Origin of the sequence: Alkalimonas sp. NCh-2, assembly GCF_039631345.1 — a bacterium.
Lineage (GTDB): Bacteria > Pseudomonadota > Gammaproteobacteria > Enterobacterales > Alteromonadaceae > Alkalimonas > Alkalimonas mucilaginosa.
Genome location: NZ_JBDIUV010000005.1, coordinates 81,468 through 95,041, shown reverse-complemented (window position 1 = coordinate 95,041; position 13,574 = coordinate 81,468). Strand labels below are relative to the sequence as shown.

The following is a 13,574-nucleotide window of genomic DNA, read 5'->3' as shown; positions in this document are numbered from 1 at the left end:
ACAAAGGCTTAAAAATGATTTTTTGTAGTTTTTTTACCAAACCTGCTTGATTTTTTAGCAGTGCACGCTAACATAGAAAGGGTAGGGTACAGAGGTAAGATGTTCTATCTTTCAGTGTCAGAACCCGGTTCTACACCAGAAGGTAAGCTTACTATTAGCCGCTCCACTGCTTGCAGTGGAGCGTTTTTTTTATGTCCGGCGGGAAAACAAGAATAATTTTTTAGAGTAAATACTTCAAACTGGTATTTTTTTGTAGTATCATTACAACGTCTCGATTGAGACACCCTGTTGATTTGAACTAATAGCTTCTCCCCGTTTGCTATACCGGCCTCCACTGTGAGGCCGTTTTTTTATCCGTTTTCTGGGTAGAACCATTGCGCCAGGGCTTGCTCCAGCTCGGGTAATCCTTGTTTGCTTAAAGAGCTGAATAGTTGCACCTGCACATCACCCATAAAAGCCAGGGCTGCTTCCGATACTTCCAACAGTGCTTTTTTACGTGGCCCAGGGCTTAGTTTGTCCGCTTTGGTTAGTAATAGCCGTACTGGTAACTTACTCGCTACTGCCCAATGGATCAGATCTTGATCCAGATCTTTCAATGGATGTCGGATATCCATCAGTACCACCAGGCCTTTCAGGCTAACGCGTTTTTCCAGATACTCACTCAGCGAGCGTTGCCATTTTTCTTTTACCGCCAGTGGTACCTTGGCAAAACCATAACCAGGCAAATCAATCAGTCGTTGTTGCTCGGTCAGTTGGAATACATTAATAAGCTGGGTGCGGCCAGGTGTTTTACTGGTTCGGGCCAGGCTTTTTTGCCGGGTTAGGGTGTTAAGGGCGCTGGATTTTCCGGCATTCGAGCGGCCAGCAAAAGCGACTTCAATGCCTTCATCCGGTGGCAGCACCCGGATATCCGGGGCACTGGTCAGAAAGGTGGCTTGTTGGTAATTGATGGTTTGGGTGCTCACAGCAAACTCCAGTAAGTTTTTCAGGCCCAATCGCTGCTTTTCACCGTGATCAGACAACATTGTTGTTGCTAAGCCAGCGTCGCTTGGGACGGTTTTCTTGGTTCGGATAGTCTATTGTAACGGATCGAATGGATCGGAAGAAGCAAATGCTGTATAGATGGGATTTTATATTAGCCAGATTCGTGTAAAATAAGCAGCTGGAACAACTTAAGCAATAACAATGGTGCCACCAAGCTGGCGACTAAATGCGGACAGAGACGGAAACAACATGAAAAGACTTGTACTGCCACTTACGCTGTTATTCAGCATGATAGGAGCGGCCCACGCATTTGATGGCGATGCGGCGGCCGGAAAGGAAAAAGCAACCACTTGTGTTGCCTGTCATGGCACCGATGGCAATAGCCCGATCGATATCTATCCAAAAATCGCTGGCCAGCATGCTGAGTATCTGTACAAGCAATTGCAGGACTACAAGCAAGCTATGCAAACCGGTGGTGAGCGGGGGCGTAGCAATGCGGTGATGTTTGGCATGGTGGCTGGTTTGTCCGATCAGGATATGCGCGATCTGTCTGCCTATTTTGCCTCGCAAAGCATGTCTGCCGGAACAACGCCAGAGCATGCGCTGGAACGCGGTCAGCAATTGTATCGCAGCGGAGATGCCGAGCGTGGCATACCAGCCTGTATCGCTTGTCATGGCCCTCGTGGTGCTGGCACCAGCTTGTCTGGTTTTCCGCGCATTTCTTTCCAGCATGCGCCCTATTTGATCGAAACTCTGAAAGAGTTTCGCAGTGGTGCCCGCGCCAACGATATGAATGGCATGATGCGTGACATTGCCCGTAAGATGACCGATGAAGACATTGAAATGGTGTCGTTGTATCTGGGCGGTTTGCATTAAGCCGCTGCTGTTTTGACCAAGAAACCAGTCATTAGGCTGGTTTTTTTGTGTCTTCAACGCAGTCAGTGTGAGATATATCTCACATGGGCTGTAGGATATTTGCCTGCCTTGTTTTCTGTGGGTAGTCTAAAACAGGGTTGCCGCCTGTCTAATCTATTGATATATATGCTACTAATGAATAACCAGATAGCGGTAGTGGATTTTTTTCCGTTTAGAGGTTGTTATCTGGTGAAATTGGCGTAGATTAACACTTCGTTACATGAGTAACGCGTCGAAAAAACGGAACTACGGCACGGAAAGCTTAGTAAGTGCGACGACGAATATACCATTGCTGCGATGCTCGTGCGCTATCTATGGATGACTAATAAAGTATCAGGACGATCGCAAACAAAAAAAGCTACATAGGGATATTACAAAAAAATATCAGGGACCATTCCGGACGCGCTGTCCAAATCAGGTCATTATGACTGCAGCAAATGAAAGTGTCCACTTTAGGCACATGGTAAAGGCGATAAGGTAACTTATCGCCTTTTCTTTCTTCTTAATTCTTCGTATCACTCCTTCCAAACCATAAGGATGTGTTAAAATACAGCACATCGATCAGCGACTTTACCGGCGTTCAGCCAGAAGCGCTTACCAGGTATCAAAACATGACACGTCAAAAGAAGACCCGCAATAGCGGTGAAAATGGGCCTCGTTTTTTACCAGCAGCAGAAGTACGTAAACAGCGGGAACGTAAAGAAGAGAGTAAAAAGTCCGGTGCTGGTGGCAAACCGGGTCAGCGTAATTCGCAATTGCTGCGTAAAGCAAGCGAGCCGTCAGGTGGTAGCAGCAATAAAGATCCGAGACTGGGCAGTAAAAAGCCGGTCCCACTGTTGCCAGAGGAAGCCGAGGCTGCACCGCAAGGCTTAAAGACTATCCAGCCGAAGGCATCGATTGCCAAAGTGGTTGTTGCAACGGGCTTAACCCCCGAACAGGAGCTGGCCCAGCTGGAACAGGACAGCCATTTGCAGCTGTTGTTAGAGCGGGTTGAGCGTGATGAAGTTTTAACCGGCAAAGATGCGAAGTACTTTAATCGCATGACAGAGCGCTATGAACAGCTATTGCAGCAATTAGGCCTGGCCGAGGACGCAGAACCAGAGTTGCAGGATCCGTTGGCTGAGTTTGAGCGTACTGATTGGCGAAAACAGCTGCTGTCGGATGATGAGGAAAACGGATGAGTTGGTTGTGGTTGAGCTTATTGTTGGTTGGCGCCACCATTATTGCTGGCCTGGCTTTTTATGCCGGGCGCTTGTTGCGGCTGGTACGATTACAAAGCCTGCAAGCTGAGCAAGCAAAACAAAAGAAAAATCAGTATTTAATCGACAGTATTGTGGTTATCAGTCGGGCGATGCAGGCAGAGCAATGCGAATTATCTGAGGGTGCGTTACGGATTTGGGTATTACTGGACCATCTGGAGCTGGCAGAAAAGCCGGATCCGGTCATTGCTTACCCTGGGCTGCATCAGATGTATGAAGTTGTGAAGGACATGCCAACCCACAAAGCCCGCAAAGAGCATGACAAACGGCATATTCGTCAGTTGGATCAGATCCGTGAAAAAGCCGAAGACGATTTAAAGGACTTTATTCTGGCGGATGTAGAGACGCTACTGCAGCGATACCGGCAGCAGACGAGCTCTTGATTTTACGGCAGCCGCTCTGAACGGCTGCTGTCTAAACTTCTCAATCGTGTTTATAGATCACACCATCTTTCATGACAAAGCTAATCTGGCCCATCAAGGTGATGTTTCCCAGAGGGTCTCCCGGTACAGCGACCAGATCGGCTTTTTTACCTTGGGTGATAGTACCGAGCTGTTCACTGATGCCGAGTAATTGGGCGCCATGGTAGGTAGCAGAGCGGATCGCTTCAATCGCAGGCATGCCCGCTTCGGTCATATAGACAAACTCTTTCCAGTTATCGCCATGGGGTCCAACACCGGCATCGGTTCCAAAAGCAATCTTTACGCCTGCCTGCCAGGCTCGGGCAAAGGTCTGCTGAATGAGAGGGCCTATTTCCTGGGCTTTGGGCCGCACCAGCTCAGGAAAGAAACCAGGCATCACGGCCATTTCAGCAACAAATTTACCAGCACTGATGGTCGGTACATAATAGGTACCATGCTTTTTCATTAAGGCTATGGTGGTGTCGTCCATGTAGGTGCCATGCTCAATGGAGTCGACCCCGGCTCGTATTGCCCGCTCCATACCTTCTTTGCCATGCGCGTGGGCAGCAACTTTAAAGCCATAGTCTTGTGCGGTGACCACTACCGCCTGGATTTCTTCTTCCGTAAACTGAGCATTCATCCCACTGGCAGCCACACTTAAGACACCGCCGGTTGCTGTGATTTTGATTAAGTCTGAGCCCTCTTTATAGCGTTGACGCACTGCTTTGCGTGCCTCTTCAGTACTATTAATCACCCCTTCTACCGGGCCGGGATCCCCCATACGACGAAAGGTGATGCCATTGGTTGGATCGGCATGACCGCCGGTGGTAGCCAGTGATTTACCCGCTGCATAGATGCGAGGTCCATGAACATAGCCGTTGGCGATGGCATTTTTTAAGGCTACGCTGATCTGGTGGCTGTCACCAAGCTCCCGTACCGTGGTAAAACCAGACAGCAGGGTTTTATTGGCAAAAGTAGCACCGCGCAAGGCATAGTCTGCTTCATTCATACGAAAGCCTTCCGCATAAGAGGATGCGCTGATTTGCGTCGAGAAATGGGTATGCATATCCATCAGGCCGGGCATCACCGTATGTTGACGTAAGTCAATCAGGGTATCGGCTGCGCCGGGGGGGAGGAAACCTGCTGCCACGCGCTGAATGATGCCGGCTTCAATCACGATACTCTGGTTGTGCAGAACCTGGTTATCTTCCGCGGTAATCAGGCTACCGGCATGAATGATGGTGGCGGCATGACTAGCCGTGCAGGCCAGTAAACAACAGGCAGCTAATAACCTTGGTCGTAACATAATGGCTCCTGGCGTCGGACAAAGGACAGCTTCCAATCTGGCAGCATTTTTCTTTACAGCAAGATGGATGCGACCAATAGCAGCATTTGGCTGTTTAAATTCATCAAGCTGTGACAATATCACGTATATCAAACAGCGAAGCGGGCCGCTGTCTCAGAGCTGCCCCAGTAGAAAGCTGTAGTCAGTACTTTGCAACCAAAGCTGGTTTGGATTGGGCTGGGGTTGTTGCTGGGCTTCTTCAATCCATTGGTAATAGACAGTGCGGCAAAGCCGGGCTTGCAAGTCTCGCCACAGTGCAATATAAGGTACCGGCTGAGCCTGATAATCTTGTAAGCAGATGGGATGCTGCTGGCCAATCAGTACCTGCTCATTCAGGTTGGTAACGGCTATCAGGGCTGGTCCTGCCGACGTTTGCTGCCAATGCCAGCTGTGGATCAAAAAGGGCACATCCTCAACCTGAATACGCACTTTTTCTACCGGCGTTTTCAGAAAGTATTCCTTGCCTTCGAAGACCAGTACAGAAGCGAATAATTTAACCAAAGACAAACGGCCGATTGGACTATCCTGATACCACCACTGACCCTGCTGGTCAATACGCAACGCCATATCACCGCAAAAAGGCGGATCCCAGCTGTCAAATGGCGCTTGCTGGTGTTCCAATTGTTGTTGTAGTTTGTGTAAACTAAGCATGGCTAAGGCTTGTTGCGCATTCTGATTGCAAAGCTTAGCGTAAAATGGAAAGGAAATAAAAAGCAGATTGAAAGTGGGGTGACTGATGGGGCTCGAACCCACGACAACCGGAATCACAATCCGGGGCTCTACCAACTGAGCTACAGTCACCACTTTGTGTGGCCGGTATTTTAGCGAAAATTACGCTGGGTACCAAACTTTTTTTCCCTTGACGGGAAAATATCCTGAGATCAGCGACATTGCGCCTTAAGTCTGTCGACCTTGTGCTATGATTGCGGCGTAACAACAGAAAACTCAGTGGAGATATTTATGGATGAAGTAACTAATTTTGTGGCAGAGAATCAGGAGGTGGTGTACCACCATCTGATTAGCATCGTTATTGCCTTGGTGATCTTTGTAATAGGTCGCTGGATTGCCAAAGGCATCAAAGGATTTTTGGAGCGGTCTTTGCTGGCACGCGCTATTGATAAAGCTGTGGTTAGCTTCCTTGGCAGTATTGTCTATACCCTGATCATGATTGCTGTCCTGTTGATGGCGCTGTCGCATGTTGGGGTACAAACAACGTCCTTTATTGCTATTCTCGGTGCTGCCGGTTTGGCGGTTGGTTTGGCACTGCAGGGCTCGCTGGCTAATTTCGCTTCCGGGGTCTTGATCATTATTTTCCGTCCTTTTAAAGCCGGGCATTTTATTCAGGCTGGCGGTGTGATGGGAACTGTTGATAAAATTGAAATTTTCCAAACTATTTTAAAAACCCCGGATAATAAAAGAGTGTTGATCCCGAACGCGCAAATTACCGGTAGTGCCATTACCAACTTCTCAGCTGAGCCTACTCGTCGGGTCGATCTGGTGATTGGCATCAGTTACGACTCAGATTTACGCAAAGCGAAGCAAATTCTGGCCGATATTCTGGCCGCCGACGAGCGTGTTTTGCCAGAACCTAAGCCTGTTATCGCCATTGGCGAGTTGGCGGACTCCTCGGTCAATATACTGGTGCGGCCTTGGGTTAATGCGGCTGATTACTGGGGCGTATATTGGGACACGTTGGAGAAAGTGAAGCTGACTTTTGATGAGCAAGGCATTGGTATTCCGTTTCCACAAATGGATGTGCATATTCAATCCAACAAGCAGGAGAAAGAATGAAGTATTCAATGACTGCAGTCGCCATGGTATTGGCGGTGGCGGGTTTTCAAAGCAATGCAGATGAGCTGGGCTGGACTTCCTCCGCCGAGCTGGGTGCCATTACCACCACTGGTAATACCGAAGGGACCTCCATCACCGGTCGGATCAATTCGCTACAACGGCTGGAGCGTTTTGATAACGAATATCTGTTCAGTGCTTTTTTTAAGGAAGATAAGAAGCGGCAGGAAGATGGCAGTTCAGTGCGGGAACGAACAGCAGAGCGCTTCAGTATTTCAGTGAAAAGTGCTTATAAACTGGAAACTGAGCACGATACCTTGTTCGGTTTAGCTCGGTACACCGACGATAAATTTGGTGCTTACCGCAAGTACTCGACTCTGGCTGTCGGTTACGGTACCCGTCTGCTGGACTTGACTGATCACAGCTTGAATATCGAGCTTGGTCCTGGTTATTCCTGGGGTAAAACTGCCGAGGGCGAAACGGAAAAAGGCATGCTGGCCCGGGCTGGTGCGACCTATCGCTGGCAAATCAGTGAAAGTGCAAAATTTCGGCAGGATTTGGTGGTGGAATATGGTGAAGATAATACCCGAACCACAGCTGAAACATCACTGACCGCTCGTATCAATGGCCGGATGCAGATGAAAGCGGCCTTTACGGTACAAAACGACAGCGATGTTCCTGTGGATAAAAAACGCACCGATACACAAACCTCCCTTACCCTGGTGTATTCCTTCTAACGACCAGGTAAGCCAGCCCATACGGGCTGGCTTGTGCTCCCGCATTTAGCTTCCTTCTCCTTATGCAAATATAGTCTATGCTTAACTGGCTGATTTTAATCAGAAGCATCAATATTGGTTCAGTCAAGGGATGCGTTAGCATGCAAGGGGACAGGATAGGAAGCCGATTGTCAGACACTACTGCTCTGAGCCAAAGACCCTGGTTCGGCGCTTTGCTGTATCTGATTTTCGGCGTAGCCTGGATTGGCGGCAGTGACCATCTGCTTGGCATCGTGGTGACGGATGCGGAACTCTATAGCCAGTACCAGACGTATAAGGGGTGGCTCTATGTTGCTTTTACCGCAGCACTGGCCTGGTTGCTGCTATGGCAACGTTCCAATGCCGAGATGCAGTCGCTGCGTAGCCGGCAGCTTTTTAAGCAAACATTTGAACTGGCGAACGTTGGTATTGCACATGTGAGTTTGCAAGGGCGCTGGCTGAAAACCAACGAGCGCTTGCAGCAACTGCTTGGCTACACCCAGTACGAGCTGCAGGGTATGACTTTTGCGCAGATCACTCATCCGGATGATTTAGACAAAGACGTCAGCCAACTGGCACAGTTAGAAACCGGGGTTCGGCGTGAGTACAGCATGGAAAAGCGGTATCGCCATAAAGACGGGCATTATATTTGGTGTCGGTTGGGAGTACGAATGGTGGATGCCCCGGTGTTTGGAAAGCCTTTTTACATCTCTATTATTGAAGACATCCATGAGTTAAAAGTGATTGAAACCGAGCTGCGTGCCAGCAATCTGAAGTTTCAGGCATTGCTGGATAGTGATGCAGCCATCTCCATTCAGGGCTATGAAGCCGACGGTACTACGATTTACTGGAACCGTGCCAGTGAACGTATTTATGGTTACAGCGCGCAGGAGGCGAAAGGTCAGAATTTATTGGATCTTATTATCCCCGAGTCGATGGCGGATGAGGTAAAAACAGCAATCCAGCAGATGCTGGCAACCGGCAAGCCGATTCCATCAGCTGAGCTGCAGTTAAAACGCAAGGATGGCCGCTTTATCAGCGTTTTTTCTTCGCATGCTCTGGTGCGGTTGCCTGATAAACCACCACAGATGTATTGCATCGACATTGATCTGACCGAACAGAAAAAACATGAGCAGCAGGTGGCCTATCTGGCGCACTACGATGCACTGACCAATTTACCGAATCGGGCATCTTTTGTGCAGCAATTAACACAAGCCATTGAGCGGGCAGCACTGCGCTCTTATCTTATCGCCGTCATCATGCTGGATATTGATCACTTTAAGAACATCAATGACAGTTATGGCCACAGCATCGGTGATGAGCTTTTGCAGCAAATCACCCAGCATCTAACCGAAGCGCTGCAGCCGATGGATTATCTGGCCAGACTGGGTGGGGATGAGTACGCTGTTTTGCTGGAGGATATTGAGCAGGCGGAGGATGCTGTACGTCTTGCCGATCAATTGCTGCATTGCATCAATCGGGTATGGACATTAAGCAATGGTATTGAAGTCAAAATAAGTGCCAGTGCAGGCATTAGCTTGTACCCTCTGCACGAGATAAATGCCGAAGCTTTACTGCAAGGCGCTGATGCGGCCTTGTATAAGGCTAAGAGCGAAGGGCGGAACAGCAGTGCTTATTACTCCGATGATTTGACTCAGAGTGCCAGAGAGCGTTTGCGACTGGAGTCGCGACTCAGAACCGCGATTTTGGAGCAGCAGTTGGTATTGTATTATCAACCTCAGGTGGATATTGCTTCCGGGCAGATCATTGGTGCAGAAGCCTTAATCCGCTGGTTGGATCCGGAGGACGGCCTGATCTCGCCGGAGCGCTTTATCCCGGTTGCAGAAAGCTCAGGCCTGATCCACGAGATTGGTGTGTGGGTGATTGAGCAAAGTTGCCGGCAAGGTGTGCTTTGGCATCAGCAGGGGCTGCATGGTCTTAGTATCGCCATTAATGTGTCGCCTTTGCAGTTTCAGCGCTGTGCGCTGACACAACAGATTACAGATACCTTGCTTAGTACTGGTTTTCCAGCGGATTTACTGGAGCTGGAGTTGACAGAAAGTGCCCTGATGACACAGCAAGCCGATGTGCTGACTATGTTGCGGCAGTTGAAGCAGCTTGGGGTCCGGCTTGCCATTGATGACTTTGGGACTGGCTATTCGTCGCTTGCTTACCTGAAGTTATTTCCACTTGATGTCTTAAAGATAGACAAAAGCTTTATTGATCAATTACCAAATCATCAGCAGGATGCCGAAATTTGTCGGGCTATCGTCTCGTTGGCACATACGCTAGGTTTTAAAGTCTTGGCCGAAGGGGTCGAGCACCAAGGGCAGCGTGACTTTTTAACGGCTATAGGTTGTGACTGTTTTCAGGGGTATTTATTTGCACCGCCGTTAACTGCTGATGATTTCTTCCATTTGGCACTTCAGCACAAAGCGTAACAGAGCTGTTATTGACGACAGGCAAAAACCTGATTGCGACCTTTGGCTTTGGCTTGGTACAAAGCCGTATCGGCCTGGAGGAGCAAGCGATCAGCCTCAGTGCTGTCGTGGCATGCGGTCACCCCAATACTGACCGTGATGTGTAGCTCGCTGGCAATATCTGAAAAATCCAACTGACTGATTTGCTGTCGTAAACGCTCACACAGCTGCAGTGCCTCCGGTAAGCCGGTTTCTGGCAACAGCAAAGCAAATTCTTCGCCTCCCCAACGTGCCAGGGTATCCGTGCTACGGCTGTGTTGCTGTAAGCTGTGGGCGACCCGAAGCAAGACCTCATCCCCGACAGAATGTGACCAGCGATCATTAACCTGCTTAAAAAAGTCGATATCAATCAGTGCCAGACAGAGTGGATGCTGATGCCGCCTGGCCCGGCTGAACTCCTGCAACAGCATTTCGTCAAAGACTCTTCGGTTGGCCAGGCTGGTTAGCGGGTCTTGCCTGGCTTGCCTGGCAAAGGCTTCCGATTGCAGGCGTAGCTGCTCCAGTAACTCGGACTTCTCGTTATTGCTTTGCTCCAGATGATTGGCTTTTTGTTGCAGTTGAATGGTTTTCTCGGTAACTTGCCGCTTTAGTTCTGTAGCTGCTATTTTCAGCTGGCCAATACGCCAGCGGATCACCATAAAGAGCAGGCTGATGGAGGCGACCAGCACCAATAACCAAAACAGTGGGCGTTGCCAAAGGTGCGGTGCAATGGAGAAATGCAGGCTGGCAGCTGCAGTGCTCCACTCGCCTGCCGGATAGGATGCAATGACTTCAAACTGGTAGTGGCCGGGAGCCAGGTTGGTCAATTCCGTATAAGCTTGCTGGCCGCGTTCTACCCAATCGCTATCAAACCCCTTCAGGCGGGTTCGGTATTGAATCTGCTGCGGCATTACATAGCCAAGGCCAGCATAAAATAACTCAATCCGCTGGGTGCCTGCGGCCAAACTCAATGGTCCCTGTTGCTGTACCGGCTCGCCATCCACTCTTATTTGCTCAAGCACTACCGGTGGGATGAAAGCTGAAAAGTTACTGAGCCGCTCCGGATGAGAAAATGCCACTCCACCTGCAGTGGCTATCCAAACGGATCCGTCTTGGTGCAGGGCTGCGGCAGGGTTGGAGCCACCATTGGCTTGTGCACTTAGCATGCCATCACCTTCTGCAAAGTGCTTCAAAGCCAGGGTGGCTTCCCTGTAGCTCAACACAGCTTGAGCTGCATCCAGCGAAAATTGCAGAATGCCGCGGTTACTGGTAAGCCAGAGATTATTTTGTTGATCCGCCACCACCTGAAAGTATTTATCAAAGGGTAGTCCGGCGCTACGACCCAAAATACTGAGTGTGTTTTTGCTCAGATCGTACCGTACCAGTCCCCGGTCAGTGGTGATCCAGAGAAACTCTTGGTGAGGTAGCTCGAGAAAACCAAAGGCAAACTCAGCTGCATCCTGGCTATACAGATCGAGCGTATGGAGAGCATCATTCTGCCAAAAAGCCACACCGGTACCGGTGCCAATCCAGATACGGCCATCACTGCTTTGGTACAGTGCCATAATGTAATTTCCGGGCAGACCGGATGACATATCCAACTGTTCCATCCGGCCCTGATACCAACGATTTAGACCACGAGAAGTACCAATCCAGACACTGCCATCATCGGCAGGTAGAATAGCGCGTACTTCATTGGTCCAGAGGCCATCGTCCCGGGTAAACAGGCGGCTGGTGCCATCTGCTGCTATGGTGAAGAGTCCATGAGCATAGCTGCCAAACCAAAGCTGCTGCTGTGCATCCTTTGCCAGGCTGAGAATGGATTCACGCAAAAAAGGGGCCGGGTGATTGAAAGGTTCAGCCAATTGATGACGGATATGAGAAACACCACGACTGGTGGCGGCCAATACCGAGCCATCTGCCAGTGGCAGTACAGCCCGGACAAAATTATCGGCCAGACCATGCTGGCTGGTGATGGAGGTAAAAGGAGCATTGCGCAGCCGGAATAGCCCACCGTTGGTGCCAACCCACAAACTGCCTTCGGTATCCTTATGCAGGGCCAGGATCCGGTTAGCAGGCTTATTGCTGTCGGTACCCAATCCTTCCAGGCCGCTGCTGTCCAGTCGAAACAGGCCATCGCTCAGTGTACCAATCCAAAGGGTGCTTTCCTCCATCAACAGAGCCGAGGCCGCCATGGTCAGCTCCGGGTGTATAAGGGCAAACCCTTGCTGTACGCTACCGGTAAATACGCCCTGCTCAGTGGCAACGATGATGTGCCCGGTGTGATCCAGTGCCAGGCTAAACACTGGCCCGACAGGCAAGCCATCTTCTGGCTGGATGGGGGTTATGTTGTTTTCTTCCACCAAAAACAACCCTTTGGCAGTGCCGACCCAGATGGCGCCCGAGTCACTTTCGGCCAGGCTATACATGGCTTCATCCATCAATGCTGGGCTGCTAATACGGTCACGGTGACCGTCCACTTCTTGTCGCCATAGCCCTGCACCCTCTGTGGCAATCCATAAACGTTGCTGTTGATCATACAACAAGGCACGTACCAACGCAGCCGCAGCAGGCAGTGGGGACCATTGATTCTGTTGATAGCGAACAATACCACCACGTGAGCCAGCAGCCATCAACGAATTATTGTCACCGGTATACAAGGCAAAGATGCCAGAATCGGGCAGGCCAGTCGTGGCACTGCGATCAAAGACCGTAAAGCTGCGTCCGTTATAACGGGCTATCCCTTCCCAGGTAGCAAACCACAAATAACCGTCGTCGGTTTGTGCGATGCTGTTGATGGTGTTGTGGGGTAAACCATCGCGGGTGGTCCATTGCTCAAGAAAGAAGTGTTGCAGTGAGTCGTTTGGCGTTAAAGCGAGGAGCGAGAAGCTGAAGAAAAAACAAAGCGTATTGCAGACAAGGGCCAGCTTAGAGCGGAAGGTCCCCGGCAGTATGCAGGGACCAGGCGAAACATCAGACTCAGAAGGGGATATCATCATCAAAGTCGATAGGCGGCTCCATCGGCGGGCGTTGCTGCTGTTGATTTTGCGGCCGTTGAGCTGGAGCACTTTGTTGGAAACCACTTTGTTGTGGCTGCTGATAACCGCCGGCAGGGGCTTGCTGCTGGAAGTTGCTTTGCGGAGCCCGTTGTTGCATTGGCGCTTGCTGGCTTTGATAGCCCCCGCCGGCATTCTGGCCTTCATTGCGCCCATCCAGCATTTGCATTTCACTGGCAACGATTTCAGTGGTGTAGCGCTCAATATTGTCTTTATCGGTCCACTTGCGGGTTTTAAGCTTGCCTTCCAGATAAACCTTGGAGCCTTTGCGCAGGTACTCGCCGGCAATCTCCGCCAGGCGCTGATAAATAACCACCCGGTGCCATTCGGTTTGCTCTTTCATTTCACCGGTGTTTTTGTCTTTCCAGCTCTCAGAGGTAGCCACGCTTAAGTTGGCAACGGCACCGCCTTGCGGCATATAACGTACCTCTGGGTCATTGCCCAGATTTCCGACCAAAATCACTTTATTTACACCACGTGCCATGAATTTATTCTCCTCGCTTGATCACGGGCTCTGACATTATTGTTGCCAGACCTTATCGCCTTTATGTTCAGAGTATACCATGGTATCAGGGCATTCAAGCTGGAAAAGTCCAATAAAAAAGAGGCTGT

11 protein-coding genes and 1 tRNA gene are annotated in these 13,574 nt (G+C 50.1%); 6 read left to right on the top strand and 6 right to left on the bottom strand.

The features are described from left to right. Positions 1–350: 350 nt before the first annotated feature. Positions 351–1,025: a ribosome biogenesis GTP-binding protein YihA/YsxC gene (gene yihA / locus ABC502_RS13380; RefSeq protein ID WP_345916195.1), complete on the bottom strand. Its 675-nt coding sequence runs from the start codon at positions 1,023–1,025 to the stop codon at positions 351–353. Between the two features lie 208 nt (positions 1,026–1,233). Between yihA and ABC502_RS13375 the strand changes: the two genes are divergently transcribed. From ABC502_RS13375 to ABC502_RS13365, 3 genes are all read left to right on the top strand, one after another. Further along, positions 1,234–1,860, top strand: a complete 627-nt coding sequence (locus ABC502_RS13375) for a c-type cytochrome (protein ID WP_330087648.1) — start codon at positions 1,234–1,236, stop codon at positions 1,858–1,860. Positions 1,861–2,510: 650 nt separating this feature from the next. Next, positions 2,511–3,080, top strand: coding sequence for a Der GTPase-activating protein YihI (yihI, locus tag ABC502_RS13370; protein ID WP_345916194.1), 570 nt, complete (start codon positions 2,511–2,513; stop codon positions 3,078–3,080). Next, on the top strand, positions 3,077–3,541 hold the full coding sequence (locus tag ABC502_RS13365) for a DUF2489 domain-containing protein (RefSeq protein WP_345916193.1): 465 nt from the start codon (positions 3,077–3,079) through the stop codon (positions 3,539–3,541). The genes yihI and ABC502_RS13365 overlap by 4 nt, the downstream gene beginning before the upstream one ends. Positions 3,542–3,581: 40 nt before the next feature. Here ABC502_RS13365 and ABC502_RS13360 read toward each other — a convergent pair whose 3' ends face one another. The 3 genes from ABC502_RS13360 to ABC502_RS13350 form a co-directional block, all read right to left on the bottom strand. Further along, positions 3,582–4,865 (bottom strand): amidohydrolase family protein, encoded by a 1,284-nt coding sequence (locus ABC502_RS13360; RefSeq protein ID WP_345916192.1) that lies wholly within the window; start codon positions 4,863–4,865, stop codon positions 3,582–3,584. Positions 4,866–5,018: 153 nt separating this feature from the next. After that, complete coding sequence (locus tag ABC502_RS13355; RefSeq protein WP_345916191.1) at positions 5,019–5,555, bottom strand: DUF1285 domain-containing protein; 537 nt, start codon at positions 5,553–5,555, stop codon at positions 5,019–5,021. A gap of 74 nt (positions 5,556–5,629) precedes the next feature. After that, positions 5,630–5,705 (bottom strand) — tRNA-His (locus tag ABC502_RS13350). A gap of 159 nt (positions 5,706–5,864) precedes the next feature. Here ABC502_RS13350 and ABC502_RS13345 point away from each other — a divergent pair. The 3 genes from ABC502_RS13345 (at position 5,865) to ABC502_RS13335 (ending at position 9,888) form a co-directional block, all read left to right on the top strand. After that, entirely contained in the window at positions 5,865–6,695 is an 831-nt protein-coding gene (locus ABC502_RS13345) for a mechanosensitive ion channel domain-containing protein (protein ID WP_345916190.1), read from the top strand. Then, on the top strand, positions 6,692–7,429 hold the full coding sequence (locus tag ABC502_RS13340) for a DUF481 domain-containing protein (protein WP_345916189.1): 738 nt from the start codon (positions 6,692–6,694) through the stop codon (positions 7,427–7,429). Before ABC502_RS13345 ends, ABC502_RS13340 begins: the two co-directional genes overlap by 4 nt. 167 nt (positions 7,430–7,596) lie before the next feature. Then, positions 7,597–9,888 (top strand): EAL domain-containing protein, encoded by a 2,292-nt coding sequence (locus tag ABC502_RS13335; protein WP_345916188.1) that lies wholly within the window; start codon positions 7,597–7,599, stop codon positions 9,886–9,888. An 8-nt stretch (positions 9,889–9,896) separates the two neighbouring features. Here ABC502_RS13335 and ABC502_RS13330 read toward each other — a convergent pair whose 3' ends face one another. Together ABC502_RS13330 and ssb are read right to left on the bottom strand one after the other, a co-directional pair. Further along, positions 9,897–12,905, bottom strand: a complete 3,009-nt coding sequence (locus tag ABC502_RS13330; protein WP_345916187.1) for a diguanylate cyclase — start codon at positions 12,903–12,905, stop codon at positions 9,897–9,899. Then, positions 12,886–13,446, bottom strand: coding sequence for a single-stranded DNA-binding protein (gene ssb / locus ABC502_RS13325; RefSeq protein ID WP_330087639.1), 561 nt, complete (start codon positions 13,444–13,446; stop codon positions 12,886–12,888). The genes ABC502_RS13330 and ssb overlap by 20 nt, the downstream gene beginning before the upstream one ends. Positions 13,447–13,574 lie beyond the last annotated feature (128 nt).